Source organism: Tsuneonella mangrovi (genome assembly GCF_002269345.1).
GTDB lineage: Bacteria > Pseudomonadota > Alphaproteobacteria > Sphingomonadales > Sphingomonadaceae > Tsuneonella > Tsuneonella mangrovi.
Map to the genome: position 1 here is coordinate 184,208 of NZ_CP022889.1, position 16,892 is coordinate 201,099.

18 protein-coding genes and 1 tRNA gene are annotated in these 16,892 nt (G+C 63.0%); 9 read left to right on the forward strand and 10 right to left on the reverse strand.

Translation table 11 applies throughout. The annotated features are described in order from the left end of the window. Positions 1–70: 70 nt before the first annotated feature. Complete coding sequence (locus CJO11_RS00890; protein WP_095011017.1) at positions 71–523, reverse strand: GatB/YqeY domain-containing protein; 453 nt, start codon at positions 521–523, stop codon at positions 71–73. Positions 524–672: 149 nt separating this feature from the next. Between CJO11_RS00890 and carA the strand changes: the two genes are divergently transcribed. From carA to CJO11_RS00915, 5 genes are all read left to right on the forward strand, one after another. Further along, positions 673–1,854 carry a glutamine-hydrolyzing carbamoyl-phosphate synthase small subunit gene (gene carA, locus CJO11_RS00895; protein ID WP_095011018.1) on the forward strand — a complete coding sequence of 394 codons (1,182 nt, stop codon included), beginning with the start codon at positions 673–675 and terminating at the stop codon, positions 1,852–1,854. Next, entirely contained in the window at positions 1,854–2,480 is a 627-nt protein-coding gene (locus tag CJO11_RS00900; RefSeq protein ID WP_095011019.1) for a hypothetical protein, read from the forward strand. The genes carA and CJO11_RS00900 overlap by 1 nt, the downstream gene beginning before the upstream one ends. Next, on the forward strand, positions 2,480–5,803 hold the full coding sequence (gene carB, locus CJO11_RS00905) for a carbamoyl-phosphate synthase large subunit (protein ID WP_095011020.1): 3,324 nt from the start codon (positions 2,480–2,482) through the stop codon (positions 5,801–5,803). The genes CJO11_RS00900 and carB overlap by 1 nt, the downstream gene beginning before the upstream one ends. 101 nt (positions 5,804–5,904) lie before the next feature. After that, the gene (gene greA, locus CJO11_RS00910; RefSeq protein ID WP_095011021.1) at positions 5,905–6,381 is read left to right on the forward strand and encodes a transcription elongation factor GreA; all 477 of its coding nucleotides are present in this window, start codon (positions 5,905–5,907) and stop codon (positions 6,379–6,381) included. A gap of 42 nt (positions 6,382–6,423) precedes the next feature. Further along, on the forward strand, positions 6,424–6,705 hold the full coding sequence (locus tag CJO11_RS00915; RefSeq protein WP_150124950.1) for a hypothetical protein: 282 nt from the start codon (positions 6,424–6,426) through the stop codon (positions 6,703–6,705). Position 6,706: 1 nt separating this feature from the next. Here CJO11_RS00915 and CJO11_RS00920 read toward each other — a convergent pair whose 3' ends face one another. The 5 genes from CJO11_RS00920 to CJO11_RS00940 form a co-directional block, all read right to left on the reverse strand. Next, complete coding sequence (locus CJO11_RS00920; RefSeq protein ID WP_095011023.1) at positions 6,707–6,949, reverse strand: DUF4170 domain-containing protein; 243 nt, start codon at positions 6,947–6,949, stop codon at positions 6,707–6,709. A 112-nt stretch (positions 6,950–7,061) separates the two neighbouring features. Further along, positions 7,062–7,577, reverse strand: coding sequence for a hypothetical protein (locus CJO11_RS00925; RefSeq protein ID WP_150124951.1), 516 nt, complete (start codon positions 7,575–7,577; stop codon positions 7,062–7,064). A 35-nt stretch (positions 7,578–7,612) separates the two neighbouring features. Further along, a complete protein-coding gene (locus CJO11_RS00930; protein ID WP_095011025.1) occupies positions 7,613–7,951 on the reverse strand; it encodes a hypothetical protein in 339 nt (112 codons plus the stop codon). Beyond that, a complete protein-coding gene (locus CJO11_RS00935) occupies positions 7,948–8,358 on the reverse strand; it encodes a phage holin family protein (protein ID WP_169829108.1) in 411 nt (136 codons plus the stop codon). Before CJO11_RS00935 ends, CJO11_RS00930 begins: the two co-directional genes overlap by 4 nt. Before the next feature lie 23 nt (positions 8,359–8,381). Then, positions 8,382–8,951 (reverse strand): hypothetical protein, encoded by a 570-nt coding sequence (locus CJO11_RS00940; protein ID WP_095011027.1) that lies wholly within the window; start codon positions 8,949–8,951, stop codon positions 8,382–8,384. Positions 8,952–9,125: 174 nt separating this feature from the next. Here CJO11_RS00940 and eno point away from each other — a divergent pair, with 174 nt between their 5' ends. The 4 genes from eno (at position 9,126) to CJO11_RS00960 (ending at position 14,841) form a co-directional block, all read left to right on the forward strand. Beyond that, positions 9,126–10,412 (forward strand): phosphopyruvate hydratase, encoded by a 1,287-nt coding sequence (gene eno / locus CJO11_RS00945; protein WP_095011028.1) that lies wholly within the window; start codon positions 9,126–9,128, stop codon positions 10,410–10,412. A 105-nt stretch (positions 10,413–10,517) separates the two neighbouring features. After that, positions 10,518–12,599, forward strand: coding sequence for a M13 family metallopeptidase (locus CJO11_RS00950; RefSeq protein ID WP_095011029.1), 2,082 nt, complete (start codon positions 10,518–10,520; stop codon positions 12,597–12,599). Positions 12,600–12,778: 179 nt separating this feature from the next. Continuing rightward, positions 12,779–13,771 (forward strand): phosphotransferase family protein, encoded by a 993-nt coding sequence (locus CJO11_RS00955; protein WP_240504622.1) that lies wholly within the window; start codon positions 12,779–12,781, stop codon positions 13,769–13,771. A gap of 2 nt (positions 13,772–13,773) precedes the next feature. Beyond that, positions 13,774–14,841 carry an Rv3169 family protein gene (locus CJO11_RS00960; RefSeq protein ID WP_095011031.1) on the forward strand — a complete coding sequence of 356 codons (1,068 nt, stop codon included), beginning with the start codon at positions 13,774–13,776 and terminating at the stop codon, positions 14,839–14,841. Here CJO11_RS00960 and CJO11_RS00965 read toward each other — a convergent pair. From CJO11_RS00965 to CJO11_RS00980, 4 genes are all read right to left on the reverse strand, one after another. Further along, positions 14,838–15,776, reverse strand: a complete 939-nt coding sequence (locus CJO11_RS00965) for an aldo/keto reductase (protein ID WP_205651082.1) — start codon at positions 15,774–15,776, stop codon at positions 14,838–14,840. The genes CJO11_RS00960 and CJO11_RS00965 overlap by 4 nt on opposite strands. Beyond that, positions 15,769–16,317 carry a GNAT family N-acetyltransferase gene (locus CJO11_RS00970; RefSeq protein WP_095011032.1) on the reverse strand — a complete coding sequence of 183 codons (549 nt, stop codon included), beginning with the start codon at positions 16,315–16,317 and terminating at the stop codon, positions 15,769–15,771. Before CJO11_RS00970 ends, CJO11_RS00965 begins: the two co-directional genes overlap by 8 nt. After that, entirely contained in the window at positions 16,314–16,733 is a 420-nt protein-coding gene (gene ribH, locus CJO11_RS00975) for a 6,7-dimethyl-8-ribityllumazine synthase (protein ID WP_095013136.1), read from the reverse strand. The genes CJO11_RS00970 and ribH overlap by 4 nt, the downstream gene beginning before the upstream one ends. Before the next feature lie 23 nt (positions 16,734–16,756). Beyond that, positions 16,757–16,846 (reverse strand) — tRNA-Ser (locus CJO11_RS00980). Positions 16,847–16,892 lie beyond the last annotated feature (46 nt).

Consider the following 16,892-nt stretch of genomic DNA (forward strand, 5'->3'; position numbering starts at 1 on the left):
GACACGAACGGTGAAAGGGTAGCCAGTGTGCCCCTAGCACACAGCTAAGTCGAGAGGAGTCAGGTGCGCCTCAGGAAAGCGCTTCCTTCACCCAGCCGCTGGCCTTGCTCATGTCGAGCTGGGTGCCGTGGCGGGCCTTCAGTTCGCCCATCACGCGGCCCATGTCCTTCATGCTTTCCGCACCGAGTTCGGCCTTGATCGCGGCAATCTTCTCCTTGGTCTCCGCCTCGCTCATCTGCTGGGGAAGAAACTCCTCGATCACCGCCAGCTCGCCCGCTTCCTTGTCGGCCAGCTCGTCGCGGCCGCCGTCGCGGTACATCTGGATCGATTCGCGGCGCTGCTTGGCCATTTTCTGCAGCACGTCGATGATCACCGCATCGTCGTCGCCCTGGGCCTTGCCGGTGCGCAGTTCGATGTCGCGATCCTTCACCTTGGCGAGAATCAGCCGCACGGCGGCGAGGCGTTCCTTGTCGCCGCCCTTCATGGCTGCAATCTGGGCCTGCTTGAGATCGTCGCGGAGCATGGTTTTCGGTCTTTCTGTGTGGATAGGTTGCGTTGCCGGTGCGCTTAGCCGGAATATTCGCGATTGGACAGGTTGACGGCTCGGCCAACCGCGCCTAGCGGCTGGGTCTTAGCGACATCGCCGGAAACCCCTGACTCGGAGCGCCCCCAATGGCCGACCCCGCAAACACTCGCGCGCAACCCGACGGCGCGACGGGAGTCCTCGTCCTGGCCGACGGATCGGTGATCTGGGGCAAGGGCTTCGGAGCCACCGGCAGCGCGGTGGGCGAAGTGTGCTTCAACACCGCGATGACCGGCTACGAGGAAGTGATGACCGATCCTTCCTACGCCGGGCAGATCGTCACATTCACCTTCCCGCATATCGGCAATGTCGGCGCGAATGCCGAAGACGTCGAATCGCAGGTCGAGGGCGCAGTCGGCTGCGTGGTGCGCGAGGCAGTCACCCCGGCCTCCAATTTCCGCGCCGAGCAGGAGTTCGGCGACTGGCTGGCGAAGGCGGGCAAAATCGGCCTTTCCGGCGTCGATACCCGTGCGCTCACCCGCCGCATCCGCCTGTCCGGCGCGCCCAATGCCGTGATCGCGCATGAGCCGAGCGGCAAGTTCGATATCCCAGCGCTGCTTCGGCGCGCGCAGGAATGGCAGGGGCTGGAGGGGATGGACCTCGCCGTGCGCGTCACGCGCGAAGCGGGCGAGAAATGGGGCGGCGGCCCGTGGGCGCTCGGCCAGGGTTATTCGCGCGCGGCGTGGGAGAACCGGCCGCACGTGGTCGCAATCGACTACGGCGCGAAAGACAATATCTTCCGCAATCTCGTGAAAGCGGGCGCGCGGGTGACAGTGGTCCCGGCGAAAACCTCGCTGGAGGATATCCTCGCCCTAGAGCCCGACGGCGTGTTCCTTTCCAATGGCCCCGGCGACCCGGCGGCAACCGGCGAATATGCGGTGCCGGTGATCAAGGCGCTGCTCGAGCGGGACGTGCCACTGTTCGGTATCTGCCTCGGTCACCAGATGCTTGGCATCGCGGCGGGGGCAAAGACGGTGAAGATGCACCAGGGCCACCGCGGCGCGAACCATCCGGTCCAGCGTGTCGGGGAAGGGTGGGGCGAGACCACCGGCCTCGTCGAGATCACCAGCATGAACCACGGCTTCGCGGTCGATGCCGATACGCTGCCTGCGGGGGTCGAGCAGACCCACGTGAGCTTGTTCGACGGATCCAATTGCGGGATTTCCATCAGCGGCAAGCGCGCGTTCGGGGTGCAGTATCACCCGGAGGCGAGCCCGGGGCCGCAGGACAGCTTCTACCTGTTCGAGAAGTTCGTGGGGATGTTGGGGTGATGCCCCTCTTTGGCGATCTTGAAGATGATATCTTGGGGCGCTTGCTCTCGGTCAGTGGCGATGACCGGGGGGCTTTCCACTTTTATGATGCGATTGAGCCAGGAAACAAGCAAAGAAGCGAGGTTGAAGACGCACTTGCTCGCCTGAAAGAAGGCGGAATGATCAACTTCGACGAACCCTTGTTGGGAGTTCAGCTGAACAAGGCAAATCTGCGCGTTACGCAAGCGGGCCGGGTGCAATGCCTTCTTAATGAAGGGCGTATCCTAAGGACGGTGATTGCTGGGACGAGTGAATCGATCTTGGATGTAGCCGCGTCGTTCCAAAGGCTTCGTGACGAAACCGAAACTGTCGACAGTTCACAATGGACTGGCCTGACACAAAGGATTGGCAATGAACGAATTGCCAAAATTCGCGAGAATACTGCTGCACTTATCTTGACGATCGAGCAGGCGGAGATGCCTGACCGCGACCGGCAAAATGCGTTGAGTCGAGCCAGAGCTTTGGATGATTTGGTTCAAGCCCCTGATCCACCTTGGCGTATAATTTTGGACATTCTCAACTCCGCACCTCTGACAGCTTTTCTCAATTCTGCAGCAATCATCACCATCATTCATTCGGTATTCTAATGCCCAAACGCGCTGACATCTCCTCCATCCTCGTAATCGGCGCCGGGCCGATCGTTATCGGCCAGGCCTGCGAGTTCGACTATTCGGGCACGCAGGCGATCAAGGCGCTGAAGGAGGAGGGCTACCGGGTGATCCTGGTGAACTCCAACCCGGCGACGATCATGACCGATCCCGAGTTTGCCGACGCGACATATGTCGAGCCGATCACGCCAGCGATCGTCGAGAAGATCATCGAGAAGGAGCGGCCCGATGCCGTCCTGCCGACGATGGGCGGGCAGACCGCGCTCAACTGCGCGCTGGCGCTGGCGAGCAACGGGACGCTGGAGAAATACGGCGTCCAGATGATCGGTGCGGATGCCGATGCGATCGACAAGGCCGAAAACCGCCAGCGGTTCCGCGAGGCGATGGACAAGATCGGGCTGGAAAGCGCGCGCAGCGGCGTCGCCAACACGGTCGAGGAAGCCTACGCGGTGCTCGAACGCACCGGACTGCCCGCGATCATCCGCCCGAGCTTCACACTGGGCGGCACCGGCGGCGGTATCGCCTACAACAAGGCCGAGTTCGAGCGGATCGTGCGCGAAGGGCTCGACGCCTCGCCCACAACCGAAGTGCTGATCGAGGAATCGCTGCTCGGGTGGAAGGAATACGAGATGGAGGTGGTGCGCGATCGCCACGACAACGCCATCATCGTCTGCGCGATCGAAAACGTCGATCCGATGGGCGTCCACACCGGGGATTCGATCACTGTCGCCCCGGCGCTGACGCTGACCGACAAGGAATACCAGATCATGCGCAGCGCCAGCATCGCCTGCCTGCGCGAAATCGGGGTCGAAACCGGCGGCTCGAACGTGCAGTTCGCGGTCAATCCGAAGGATGGCCGCCTGATCGTGATCGAGATGAACCCGCGGGTCAGCCGTTCCTCGGCGCTGGCGTCGAAAGCGACCGGGTTTCCCATCGCGCGCGTCGCGGCGAAGCTGGCGGTTGGCTACACGCTCGACGAGATCACCAACGAGATCACCGGCGCGACGCCGGCGAGCTTCGAGCCGACGATCGACTACGTCGTCACCAAGATCCCGCGCTTCGCGTTCGAGAAGTTCAAGGGCACCGAGGCTACGCTGTCGACCGCGATGAAATCGGTCGGCGAAGTGATGGCGATCGGCCGCAACTTCCAGGAATCGGTGCAAAAGGCGCTGCGCGGGCTCGAAACCGGGCTCGACGGGTTCAACCGCCAGGTCGGGCTGGAAGGGGCGACCAGGGACGCGATCACCGCTGCGCTCGCGCGCCGCACGCCCGATCGGCTGCTCAACGTTGCGCAGGCTTTCCGCGAAGGCTTTACTGTCGAGGATGTGCAGGCGATCACCGGGTTCGATCCGTGGTTCCTGCGCCAGATTCACGCGATCATCGAAGCGGAAAAGGGCATTTCCGAGAACGGCCTGCCCAACGATGCTGCCGAGCTGCGCAAGCTCAAGGCGATGGGCTTTTCCGACCGGCGGCTGGCGACTCTGGCGGTGCGTTCGGTCGGGGTCGCCGGCGGGCTGGGCGAGACGCAGGCGCGCCGTTCCGGCCTGCTCCACGACGCACTGCGCGCGATGGCCGGGGCGACCAGCGAAGAGGAAGTGCGCGCGCTGCGCCACAAGCTCGGCGTGCTGCCGGTGTTCAAGCGGATCGACAGCTGCGCCGCCGAGTTCGAAGCGATCACGCCGTACATGTACTCGACCTACGAAGCGCCGAGCTTCGGCGAGCCGGAGGACGAGGCCAATCCTTCGGACGCCAGGAAGATCGTCATCCTCGGCGGCGGGCCGAACCGGATCGGGCAGGGTATCGAGTTCGATTACTGCTGCGTCCACGCATGCTTCGCGCTCAGCGAAGCGGGCTACGAGACGATCATGATCAACTGCAACCCGGAGACGGTCAGCACCGACTACGACACTTCCGACCGGCTCTATTTCGAGCCGCTGACCGCCGAGGACGTGCTCGAAATTTTGCGGGTCGAGCAGTCGAAGGGCGAACTGGTCGGGGTGATCGTCCAGTTCGGCGGGCAGACCCCGCTCAAGCTGGCGCAGGCGCTGGAGGACGAGGGCATTCCTATCCTCGGTACCAGCCCCGATGCGATCGACCTTGCCGAAGACCGTGAGCGGTTCGCCAAGTTGGTCGCGCAGCTCAACCTCAAGCAACCGCTCAACGGCATCGCCAAGAGCCGCGACGAGGCCGCCGCAGTGGCTGCGCGGATCGGCTATCCGGTGCTGCTGCGCCCGAGTTACGTGCTTGGCGGGCGGGCGATGGAGATCGTCGATAGCGAAGCCCAGCTCGACGACTACATTGCCACGGCAGTCAACGTCTCGGGTGATAGCCCGGTGCTGGTCGACCAATACCTGCGCGATGCGATCGAGGTCGACGTCGATGCGCTGTGCGACGGCACCGAAGTGCGCGTCGCGGGCGTGATGCAGCACATCGAAGAGGCAGGGGTCCACTCGGGCGACAGCGCAGCGACTTTGCCGCCGTATTCGCTCGCGCCCGAGATCGTCGCCGAGATGGAGCGGCAGGCGGAGGCGCTGGCAATGGCGCTCGGCGTGCGCGGGTTGATGAACGTGCAGTTCGCGGTGAAGGATGGCGAGGTCTACCTGATCGAGGTGAACCCACGAGCCAGCCGCACCGTGCCGTTCGTCGCCAAGGCGATCGGCCAGCCGGTCGCCAAGATCGCTGCACGGGTGATGGCGGGCGAGAAGCTGGCCGATTTCGAGCCGTTTCGCCGCGAGCTCGACTACATGGCGGTGAAGGAAGCGATGTTCCCGTTCAACCGATTCCCCGGTGCAGACCCGGTGCTTAGCCCGGAAATGAAGTCGACCGGCGAAGTGATGGGAATCGACCGCGATTTTTCCACCGCATTCCTCAAGTCGCAGCTGGGGGTAGGGCTGACCCTGCCCAAGAGCGGAGTGCTATTCGTGTCGGTCAAGGACAGCGACAAGCCGGTGATCCTTCCTGCGGTGAAGCAGCTGATCGACTATGGTTTTTCGGTCGTCGCTACGGGAGGAACCCAGCGGTATCTCGAGGAGCAGGGGCTCCCGGTCGAACGGGTCAACAAGGTCGCCGAAGGACAGCCGCATATCGTCGACCGGATCATCGATCACGAGGTCGATCTGGTGTTCAACACTACCGAAGGTTGGCAGTCGTTGCTCGATTCACAGTCGATCCGTGCTTCGGTCCTGGCAACCCGCACACCGTATTACACGACAGCTGCCGCCAGCCTCGCCGCCGCGCGGGCGATTACGCAGGTTGAACCAAGCCAGCTTGAAGTGCGACCGTTGCAAGACTATTATAGCTGAGACGAATTCGCTCCTCCCCGACATTCTGACCGGTTTGTCGCCGTTTCCATGAAGCGGCCCGGTGACGAATTGTCCCGGGGCGGCTGACAAGGAAACAGGGAATGGCCACGATGGAAAAGGTTCCGATGCTTGCCGAGGGCTACGAGCGGCTGACCGCCGACCTCAAGGCCCTGCGTGCCGAACGCCCGAAGATCGTCGATGCGATCGAGGAAGCGCGCGCGCATGGCGACCTGTCGGAAAACGCCGAATATCATGCCGCGAAAGAGCGTCAGGGTCAGGTCGAGGCGCAGATCGCCGATATCGAGGATCGCGTCAGCCGCGCGCAGATCATCGACCCGACGACCATGTCGGGCGACAAGATCGTGTTCGGCGCGACCGTGACGCTGCTCGACGAGGACGACAAGCCGATCAAGTACCAGATCGTCGGCCAGACCGAGGCTGACGCCAAGGTCGGGCGGATCAGCTACAACTCGCCGCTCGGCCGTGCGTTGATCAGCAAGCAGGTGGGTGACGAGATCGAAGTCACTGTGCCCTCGGGCGACAAGTTCTACCTCGTCGAGAAGATCGAATTCATCTAAGGTGCTCCCGCGTGCCGGATGGCGGCGCGTGGGAGACAGATCATGCCGGTTCCTGCAGGCGCGATCGCCGAACGGCGGGTTGTCGAGCAATTCATCGCCGCGGACGCCTTGCGCCCGTCGGACGCGATCGAATTCAAATCGATCTTTTCGCGTCGCCTGCGCGCTTTCGAACGCCTGAAGCAGGGCGGGGTCATCAAGTCGGCAACTGGCGGATGGTATCTCGATGAAGATGCCTGGACCGAACGTCGCTCGAAACGGCGCAAGCGTGCAGCGCTTCTGGTAGGGGCAGGCTTGGTCGTTGGTGCAGTACTTTCCGCGCTCTAACTCAGCTCTCGGCTTCGTCCGGTTCAAGTAATTTGTGCAGGTGGACGATGACGTATTTCATCTCGGCGTCGTCGACTGTGCGTTGGGCCGCCCCGCGCCATGCGTCGAGGGCATCGGCATAACTGGCAAAGACGCCCACCACGTCGATTGCCTTGGGATCGGCGAACTCGAGCGTTCGCGGATCCGTGACCTGCCCACCCATCACGAGATGGAGAAGCTGCTTCGAAGTTGTCGTGTGCGACATCGCTGGTGCCCTGTTGAATCGCCGATAGTGGATTGGGCGCGCCCTTAGAGAATGCGGACCGCAAGGGAAACCCCGCGGCGTTCCATTGCAGCAGAATAATTCGAATGCAGGATCAGTGCGTAACGCGTGTCTTGAGGTCGCGAACCGCGCGCGATGCCTTCTTGGAGGCTTCGCGGCGCAGGATTCGTGCAGCCTCGCTCGCCCCGGAGGCCATGTAACCCGCTTCGCGCCGCACCCTCCGCGCGCCGTCGCCGATCGAATCGCCGAGGTCTTCGAGCTTGTCCTGCCCGTCGCGCGCCGCTTCGCTGGCCTTTTCGAGCATTTGCAGGCCGTAGGCGACGCCGAGTTCAGCGACGACACCCGCCAGTTCAGCACCGCGCCCGGTCACCTTCTGACGCAGCCTCCGGCCCGGACCGGGGAGGATGGCCGCAATCACGGCCCCAACGGCGAGCGCGCCTGCCACTGACGCGAATGGATGCGCCTTCACGAAACCGGTCGCTTCGTCGCGCGCATCCCGGGCAAGCTCGGCAAGGGTTCGGGCTTCATTGCGGGCTTCGGCCGCTTCGATCTTTTCGCGAAGTTCGGCGCGCTTGTCCTCGGGAGACATCGGGACGGGAAGATCGGGCATCGGGTCTGCTCCTGAATTCAATTTGTCGCGATCGATCAACGCTCGGCCGGGGAATGGGGTTCCTTCGCGCGGGGAGGGTGGTCGCTCCCTTCGCCCGGCTCGTCGCTGGAGAACATTGTCATGATGGGATTGCGGCTGAACCACAGGACAAGTGCGCCAAAGATCGCGGCAAGCGCGCCGCGGTTATCTTCGGCCACCTCGACTGCTTCCTTGAATACATCGACCGCGCCGTCGCCGATCCGGTCTGCGACGCGCGCGCCAATCCCGCGTTGCGCGAGGTCGGTCTTGATGTGTGCAACATCGGCCATGACCAACGCCCTGGCGGCATCGCGCAGAGCCTTGTCTTCGGCCATCTGGCGTTCGTTGGCGCTCATCGCTCGTCCCCGAAAGCTTTGCCGAGCCGCGCGAAATATCGCTTGGCGAGCAAGCCGAAGACGACCGCCGCGACGACCAGCACACAGACCACCACTGCGGTTGCGCCCCACGGCGTCAGCAGTGGAGCGAGAGCGAACACCGATCCGATCGCCAGCGTAACGACGGCAAGATGCAGGATCAGCAGCGCGGCGAGGGCGAAGCCCGCACCCTTGCGCCCCATGTCGAGCGCAAATGTCGCCCGGGTTTTCTGGAACTGTAGCTCTGCTTCGGCATAAGTCTTGCCGTCGTCGAGCAGGTCGAACAGGTCGTCGCTCAGCGAGCGCTCAGTAGCATCTTCCTGGAGGCGCGACTCTACTGCCGGTTCATCACCGGTTGGCAGATCGAATTGCGGATCCTGCTCCGCCAAAGGCCCCGTCCCCGACAGCTAGGTCAGTCTCTGTTGCTGCGGAACAACCGCGCGAGCAGGAAGCCGCCTACTGCCGCGATGCCGACCGCGAGGCCCGGGCTCTTGCGGACGAATTCGCGGGCATCCTCGCCCAGTTCCTCGACGCTCTTGGCGTCGAGCTTGGCAGAGGTTTCCTGGAGCGAGCGCGAGGCGGTGCGAGCATAGTCGCCGTATTTCGCGCCGAGCTTTTCATCGACGGTCGGCGCGGTGTCGAACACCGCCTTGCCGAGCACTGAGATTGCCTCGGCGAGCTTGCCCTTTCCATCGGTCGCGAGTTCGCCGGCTTTGCCCTTGGCCTGTTCGCCATATTGCTTGGCTTCGGTGATCCAGTCCTCGCTGCGGTCGGCGGCCTGTTGGCGATAGGCCTTGGCGCGTTCACCGGCCTCGCTCTTTAGCGCGGCAGCACCAGCCTTGGCTTCCTCGAGCGCGGCGTTAAACCGGGTCTTAGCTTCGGAACCGCCGTTCGCTTCGGCGGCGACCACTTCCGACTTCACGGCAGCGGCGGCTTTCTTGCGCGGTGCGGCTTTCTTGGTGGTCTTGGTTGCTTCGGCCATGGCTAGTCTTCCTTTGCCCTCGATAAGAATTTCAGAGCGCCTCGATTGTGGCGCAATCGCGTTTATGTTGCAACGCAACTTGCGCGGCATTGTTCCGCCGCATACAGGGCGCGTGCATCCCCGATATGGGACTGTGTTAGCCAATTACAACACCCGGCAACGGAGCAAAATTCCATGACCGCGATTATCGACATCCACGGCCGCGAAATCCTCGACAGCCGGGGCAACCCGACAGTGGAGGTCGATATCCTGCTCGAAGACGGCAGTTTCGGCCGCGCAGCGGTGCCTTCGGGTGCTTCGACCGGTGCGCACGAGGCGGTCGAGCTGCGTGACGGCGACAAGTCGCGCTACCTCGGCAAGGGCGTCCTCAAGGCGGTCGATGCGGTCAATACCGAGATTGCGGACACCATCCTCGGTCTCGATGCCGAGGACCAGCGCGATATCGACCATGCGATGATCGCCCTCGACGGGACCGAGAACAAGGGGAGGATCGGTGCCAACGCGATCCTTGGCACCAGCCTGGCAGTTGCCAAGGCGGCGGCGAATGCCCGCGGCCTGCCGCTCTATTCGTACATCGGTGGGGTTTCGGCACACGTCCTTCCGGTGCCGATGATGAACATCATCAACGGCGGCGAGCACGCGGACAACCCGATCGATATCCAGGAATTCATGATTATGCCGGTTGGCGCGCCGAGTATCGCCGAAGCGGTGCGGTGGGGCAGCGAGGTGTTCCACACGCTCAAGAAGCGCCTTTCGGACAAAGGACTCTCGACCTCGGTTGGCGACGAAGGCGGGTTCGCCCCCGATATCGCCAGCGCGCGCGATGCGCTCGATTTCATCATGTCGTCGATTGAGCAGGCCGGGTTCAAGCCGGGCGAGGACATTGCGCTGGCGCTCGATCCCGCATCGACCGAGTTCTACGAGGGCGGCAAGTACGAGCTGAAAGGCGAGGGGCTCTCGCTCACTTCCGAGCAAATGGCCGGCTACTGGGCCGATCTTGTAGCGACGTATCCGATCCGCTCGATCGAGGACGGGATGGCCGAAGACGATTTTGCCGGATGGAAGGCGATGACAGAATTGCTCGGTAGCAAGCTGCAGATCGTCGGCGACGACCTGTTCGTGACCAACCCCAAGCGCCTGGCGATGGGGATCGAGCAGGGCATGGCCAACTCGCTGCTGGTCAAGGTCAACCAAATCGGTTCGCTCACCGAGACGCTCGAAGCTGTCTCGATGGCGCATCGGGCGGGCTATACCTGCGTGATGAGCCATCGCTCGGGCGAGACTGAAGATGCGACGATCGCCGACCTCGCGGTTGCCACCAATTGCGGACAGATCAAGACCGGCAGCCTCGCGCGATCCGACCGGCTGGCGAAGTACAACCAGTTGATCCGCATCGAGGAAGAGCTGGGCGACAGCGCGGTCTATGCCGGAGCGAACTGCTTTGGCCGCTTTTCCGCCTGACATTTCGACAAGCGTATTTGCACCGCGCTTCGGGCGCGACTAAACCGCGCATTCTTGGGTTCGGCGTGCGGCGAGAGCGCTCGCGCGCCCTGAAAGGACACGTGCATGAATATCAGGCTTTTCTCCGCTCTCCTCCTCGGCGTTTCGACCGCGACGCTCGGCCCTGTGGGGTGCAAGCAGGCGACCGATAGCGGCGTTTCTGCTGCGGCCGGCAAGTCCCTGGGCATCCGCACCGACTGGATGGAGCCCAAGATTAACCCAGGCAACGACTGGTACGACTACGCCGACGGGGCGTGGATGAAGAAGACCCAGATCCCGGCCGATCGCTCGAGCGTCGGCGGATTCTTCATCGCCGACCAGGAGACTGAAAAGAACCTTGGTCAATTGATCGACCAGATCGAGAAGTCGAATCCCGATGCCGGGACGAGCACCTATCTGGTCAAGACTTTCTACGATAGCTTCCTCGATACAAATGCGATCGACGCGGCGGGCATGCGCCCGGCCGAGGCCGATATTGCACGCTTTGAGGCGATCACCGACAAGCAGTCGCTCGCCGAAGTGCTTGGCAGCCAGGTGCGCGCCGACGTCGATCCGCTTAACGCGACCAACTTCTGGACCGAGAACCTGTTTGGCGTGTTCGTGACGCAGGCGCTCAAGGGAGGCGATGTGGTTCCCTATATCCTGCAGGGCGGGCTGGGCCTTCCCGAGCGCGAATACTACCTCTCGTCGGACCCGAAGATGGTGGCGCTACGCACGGCGTACAAAGCCTACATCGCGCAGGTACTCAAGGCGGCGCACATCGAGGGCGCCGATGCCAAGGCGGCCGAAATCTATGCACTCGAAATGAAGATCGCCAAGGCGCACGCGACGCGCGAACAGAGCGACGACTGGGTGCGGGCGAGCGGCCTGTGGACGCAGGCGGACTTCAAGAAGAACGCGCCGGGCCTCGACTGGGACGCGTTCTTCCAGGGAGCACGCCTGACACCGTTTGACAGCTTCGATGCCTACCACCCCGATGCCATCAAGCGCCTCTCAGCGCTGGTTGCGTCTCAGCCGCTCGATGCTTGGAAGGACTGGCTGGTCTTCCACCAGATTAACAAGAACGCAGCAGTGCTGCCGACCCAGATCGACCAGCTGCATTTCGATTTCTACGGCAAGAAGCTGTCAGGCACCGAAGAGCAGCGCCCGCGTGCCAAGCGCGCGCTCGCAGCGGTCAACGCGAACCTCGGCGATGCGCTCGGCAAGCTCTATGTCGAGAAATACTTCCCGGCCTCGGCCAAGGCCGAAATCCAGGGAATGGTCGGCAACATCAAGGCGGCCTTTGCCCAGCGGATCCAGAAGCTGGAGTGGATGGCCCCGGCGACCAAGGAAGAGGCCGAGAAGAAGGTCAGGGGTATCGTGGTCAGCGTCGGTTATCCCGACAAGTGGACCGACTATTCGGAGCTGAAACTCAAGCAGGGCGAACCCTATGACAACCTGCAGGCCGCCGAGGAGCTGCGCTACCAACAGCAGCTGGCCAAGATCGGCAAGCCGCAGGATCGCGGCGAATGGTGGATGAACGCGCAGCTGGTCAACGCGGTCAACCTGCCGGTTCAGAACGCGCTCAATTTTCCGGCAGCAATCCTCCAGCCGCCGTTCTTCGATCCCAAGGCCGATGCCGCGTTCAACTACGGCGCGGTCGGCGCGGTGATCGGGCACGAAATCAGCCATAGCTTCGACAACAACGGCGCATCGTTCGATGCGACCGGCGCGATGCGCAACTGGTGGACCGATGCGGACAAGAAGAAGTTCGCGGAAGAAGGGCAGGCGCTGGCGAAGCAGTTCGACCAGTATTCGCCTTTCCCGGGCCTGCACGTGAAGGGCGAACTGACGCTGAGCGAGAACATCGCCGATATCGCCGGGCTTCAGGCGGCATACCAGGCGTATCACGATTCGCTTGGTGGTAAGGAAGCACCGGTGATCGACGGGTTTACCGGCGACCAGCGCTTCTTCATCGCGTTCGCCCAAACCTGGGCGACCAAGATGCGCGAAGCCGCGATGCGCCAGCGGATCGCGACCGACGGGCACGCTCCGGGCATGTATCGCGCGCTGACTGTGCGCAACATGGACGAGTGGTACAAGGCGTTCGACGTGAAGCCGGGAGACAAGCTCTACCTGCCGCCGGAGAAGCGCGTCCACGTCTGGTGATTGCCTGAGTCCGTCGTGCCCGACCAGCGGGATTGTGTTGGCCAGCAGCCCGTAATACCTCTCGTCCAAACAATAACGGACGAGAGGATGGTTGATTGGCCGAATTCCCGGCGCATCCCGATGCGATAACACCGCATTGGCTCACGGATTGCCTCGTTAATGCGGGATTTGGAAACGACGTGCGCGTTTCAACCCTTAGTTGGGAGCCGATCGGGACGGGCCAGGTCGGTGACAGCGTCCGCTTGAGCCTCGAATATGCGACCGGATCAGGGCCTGCCACGCTTGCCGCGAAACTCCCTGCCGCAGACCAGACGAGCAGGCAGACAGCGGCGATGTTCGGCCTCTATGCCAAGGAGGTGTCCTTTTATCGGGAGATCGCACCTACCCTAGGAGTGCGGACGCCACGCGTCTACGCTGCAGAGGTGGACGATGGGGGGGATGCGTTCATCCTGCTGTTCGAAGATCTCGCGCCAGCTCGCCAGGGGGACCAGATTGCCGGTTGCACTTTGGTCGATGCCCGCGAGGCCGTGCGTCAGGCCGCGGCGATCCATGCACCGAGCTGGAACCGCGCCGAACTGGTCGATCTTGATTGGATCCAGACCAAGCCCGCGGTTACGGCGCAGGTGAAGGCACTCTATCCGCAAGCGCAGGCGATATTTGCCGAGCGATACGCGGACACGCTCGAGCCGGAACTGATGGAGGTTTGCACCGCACTTGCCGAAGTGCATGAGAACTGGTTCGTGCGCCAGCCAGGCGATCGTTGCATTATTCACGGCGACTTCCGGCTCGACAACATGCTGTTCGATATCGGGGGAGGGCGCGAGCCGATCGCGGTGCTCGATTGGCAGACCATCGCAGTCGGGAGCGGGCTGACCGACATCGGCTATTTCCTCGGGTGCGGGATCGGAGACGAGCTGCGCCGAGCGGCGGAAGGCGAATTGCTCGATCTGTACTGCGCCGAGATGACCGGCCGGGGCGTCCCGCTCGAACGCGATGCAATCTGGGACGACTATCGCCTTGGCGCGCTCCACGGGGTGTCGACCGCGGTGTTCAGTGCGGCGTTCGTCGAGCGGACCGAGCGGGGTGACGCCAATTTCCTGTCGATGGCGCGCGGTGCCTGCGCGCTGGCGCTCGAACATGACAGCATCGGCCTGCTGGCCGGGAGAGGATAGCGATGACGTTGAGCAAGGGAGACGATTTCCCGATTCACCAGACGCCCGAACCGGTCGCCTATTCGGGGACCGACCGCAATTTCTACGATCGCTATTTCTTCAATGGCTACGCGCCCGACGGCTCGGGCTTCTTCGCGGTAGCATTCGGCGTCTATCCGCATCTCGATGTGTGCGATGCCCACTTCTGCGCGATCCGCGGCGACACACAGTATTGCCTCCACGCCAGCCGCAAGCTCGCGATGGAGCGAATGGACCTCGCATGCGGGCCAATCCGGATAGAAGTGATCGAACCGCTCAAGAGCCTGCGGGTGATCGTCGACGGAGAGGGCATTTCCGCCGACATCACTTTCACCGGCCGGGCCTTCCCGATCGAGGAGCCGCGTTTCGTTTGGCGCGTGGGGCCGCGCACGGTGATGGACTACACGCGCCTCACCCAGAACGGGCATTACACCGGCTGGATCGAGATCGATGGCGAGCGGATCGATCTGGCCGATGGCACCACGGGTACGCGCGATCGCAGCTGGGGCGTGCGTCCGATCGGCGCGTCTGATCCGCAAGGCGGAGGGATCGGCCAGTTCTTTTGGCAATGGACCCCGGTGAACCTACCGTCGCGCAGCCTGTTCTTCCACCTCAACGCCCATGCCGACGGCACGCCGTGGAACACCCGTGCGGTGATCGCACCCGACGGGGAGGGGCCTGGCGGGTTCACGGAAAGCGAACGCGCGACGATGGATGCACCTGCTGCCCAAGGCACTCGCTGGCCCGGATCGGGGACACTGACTATCGGTGAGGAGCGATTCACCTTCGAGCCGGTCGGCCGGTTCCAGATGCGCGGGTTGGGCTATACCTCACCCAAGTGGGGCCACGGGCTCGATCATGGCGAATTGGACATCGAGCGAGAGGATCTAGACCTTGCCGCACTCAATCCGGTCCAGATCGACAATCTCCACGTGCAAATGATCTGCAAGGTCACCGGGCCTGATGGCGAGACGGGAATCGGCGGTTTCGAGCAGCTCGCAATCGGGCCGTACGCACCACTCGGCCTGACAGATATTATCGACCCAGCCTAAGCGGCGTTTGTCAGGCGCTCCATCTGGTTGTCCGACAAGTTCAACTTGGTGAATTCGAGCAGTGTCGCGAGCTGGCTAGCGTTGCGTGCGCTGGCGATCGGTGCGCCGATACCGGGCTGTCTCAGCAACCACGCAAGGGCGATTGCCGACAGGGTGGCGCCCGTCTCTGCAGCGATCTCGTCCATCACTGCAATCACTTGCGGACCATGCTCTGCGGCCAGGCCTTTTACCCGTCCGCCGCGGCTCGACTTGGCGTAGTCTTCCTCGGTCCGGTATTTGCCCGTCAGGTAGCCCGCGGCGAGCCCGAAGAACGGCAGCATCGCAATACCGTGAGTAATGCAGAGTTCCTGCAGCTCGGGGCCGTATTCGCTGCGCACGACGAGGTTGTACTGGTTCTGGAGTGCCGAAAACGGCATCGCGCCGTTTGATTTTGCGACCTTCAACGCAGCGGTGAGGCGGTCGGCGTTGAAATTCGATGCGCCCAGCGCGCGCACCTTGCCGGATTTCGCGGCACCATCAAAGGCGCTTACAATCTCGTCGACCGGCAGGTCGTCGAAATCGCGATGGGCGTAGAAAAGATCCACGTAGTCGGTGCGCAGCCGCTCGAGCGAGGCGTCGAGCGACGTGAGCACCCGCTCGGGCTCGTAAAGTTCCTTGCCGCCGAGCATCCCCGTCTTGGTGTGGATCTTCATGTCGGAACGAACCCCACGCGATTGTATCCACTGGCCGATGAATGCTTCGGATTCGCCACCCTTGTGGCCGGGGATCCATGCCGAATAGGCGTCGGCCGTGTCGATCATCCGGCCACCGGCCTCGTAGAAAGCGTCGAGCACGGCCAGACCTTCGTCGCCCTTCGCTGTCCAGCCGAATACGTTGCCGCCAAGCACCAGCGGAACACCTGCAATGAAGTTGGGCTGCGTCATCTGCTCATCCATTTCCCTTGCGGCGCGCGCGCCATTGGTCTGCGGTTTGTCCCCACGCGTCGACAGTTGCCGTGTCGTATGGTGCAGGCAGCTGCGTGCGTCCCCTGTTTTTCGAGCCGAGCCGCTTGGCAAGCGCGATCGAGCGGACATTTTCAGGGTCGATGACGTGGATCACGTCATCCCACCCAAGTACGTCGAACACGTAGTCGAGCGAGGCGACCGCCGCTTCGTACGCGTAGCCTTTACCGGCGAACTCCTTTTTGATGCCCCAGCCGACCTCTTGGCCTGGCCAGCCTTCCGGCTCCCATGGGCCGACCCGGCCGACCCAAGCGCCGCTCGTGCGTTCGATTAACGAGAACATCGAATGACCGCGGATATCCCAGGCTCCGCGAAGGGCGGTGAGGATTCGCCAGGCCTGCGCACGCGGACCATGCCCGCCGATAAAGCGCATCGTTTCCTCGTCTTCGGTCATCTCCGCAAAACCGTCGAGGTCGCTCGCCTCCGGCACGCGGAGCATCAGCCGCTCGGTGAAGAGGACCGGATATCCGTTCATGCGTATTGGTCGCGGATCGCCACCAAGGCCATTGCCGCCTTTGCCGCTTCGCCGCCCTTGTCCTTCTGCGCGGGGTCTGCGCGAACCAAGGCCTGGGCCTCGTTCTCGACCGTCAGGATGCCGTTGCCGATGGCGATCCCGTCCATCGTCAATGCCATGATCCCGCGGGCGCTTTCACCCGCGACGATTTCGAAGTGGTAGGTTTCCCCGCGGATCACCACACCGATCGCGACAAAACCTTCATAGCGCCCGCTTTCCGCCGCAAGCGCGATCGCAGCGGGAATTTCGAGCGCTCCGGGCACCGTCACGACCTCGACCGCGTGGCCTTCCGCTTCAAGTGCCGCGCGGGCGCCTGCGATCAACTTGTCGTTGAGGTGTTCGTAGAATCGGGCTTCGACGATCAGGAAACGGGCCAAGGTCACTCTCCGGTTGGCGTTGTTGGCGGACAGGGTGGGATTCGAACCCACGGTGGGCTTGCACCCACGCCGGTTTTCAAGACCGGTGCATTCAACCGCTCTGCCACCTGTCCGCTCGGCGCGGCGCTAGCCATCCAGGTTCGAGTTGTCACGCATTTG

What these genes read in the sequence shown, in the direction of transcription:
- CJO11_RS00900 (WP_095011019.1), top strand. Translation starts at nt 1,854, where the DNA reads ATGCCCCTCTTTGGCGATCTTGAAGATGATATCTTGGGGCGCTTGCTC.
- eno (WP_095011028.1), top strand. Translation starts at nt 9,126, where the DNA reads ATGACCGCGATTATCGACATCCACGGCCGCGAAATCCTCGACAGCCGG.
- CJO11_RS00915 (WP_150124950.1), top strand. Translation starts at nt 6,424, where the DNA reads ATGCCGGTTCCTGCAGGCGCGATCGCCGAACGGCGGGTTGTCGAGCAA.
- CJO11_RS00970 (WP_095011032.1), bottom strand. Translation starts at nt 16,317, where the DNA reads ATGAACGGATATCCGGTCCTCTTCACCGAGCGGCTGATGCTCCGCGTG.
- CJO11_RS00930 (WP_095011025.1), bottom strand. Translation starts at nt 7,951, where the DNA reads ATGAGCGCCAACGAACGCCAGATGGCCGAAGACAAGGCTCTGCGCGAT.
- CJO11_RS00940 (WP_095011027.1), bottom strand. Translation starts at nt 8,951, where the DNA reads ATGGCCGAAGCAACCAAGACCACCAAGAAAGCCGCACCGCGCAAGAAA.
- carB (WP_095011020.1), top strand. Translation starts at nt 2,480, where the DNA reads ATGCCCAAACGCGCTGACATCTCCTCCATCCTCGTAATCGGCGCCGGG.
- carA (WP_095011018.1), top strand. Translation starts at nt 673, where the DNA reads ATGGCCGACCCCGCAAACACTCGCGCGCAACCCGACGGCGCGACGGGA.
- CJO11_RS00920 (WP_095011023.1), bottom strand. Translation starts at nt 6,949, where the DNA reads ATGTCGCACACGACAACTTCGAAGCAGCTTCTCCATCTCGTGATGGGT.
- CJO11_RS00925 (WP_150124951.1), bottom strand. Translation starts at nt 7,577, where the DNA reads ATGCCCGATCTTCCCGTCCCGATGTCTCCCGAGGACAAGCGCGCCGAA.
- CJO11_RS00965 (WP_205651082.1), bottom strand. Translation starts at nt 15,776, where the DNA reads ATGGATGAGCAGATGACGCAGCCCAACTTCATTGCAGGTGTTCCGCTG.
- CJO11_RS00960 (WP_095011031.1), top strand. Translation starts at nt 13,774, where the DNA reads ATGACGTTGAGCAAGGGAGACGATTTCCCGATTCACCAGACGCCCGAA.
- CJO11_RS00950 (WP_095011029.1), top strand. Translation starts at nt 10,518, where the DNA reads ATGAATATCAGGCTTTTCTCCGCTCTCCTCCTCGGCGTTTCGACCGCG.
- CJO11_RS00890 (WP_095011017.1), bottom strand. Translation starts at nt 523, where the DNA reads ATGCTCCGCGACGATCTCAAGCAGGCCCAGATTGCAGCCATGAAGGGC.
- greA (WP_095011021.1), top strand. Translation starts at nt 5,905, where the DNA reads ATGGCCACGATGGAAAAGGTTCCGATGCTTGCCGAGGGCTACGAGCGG.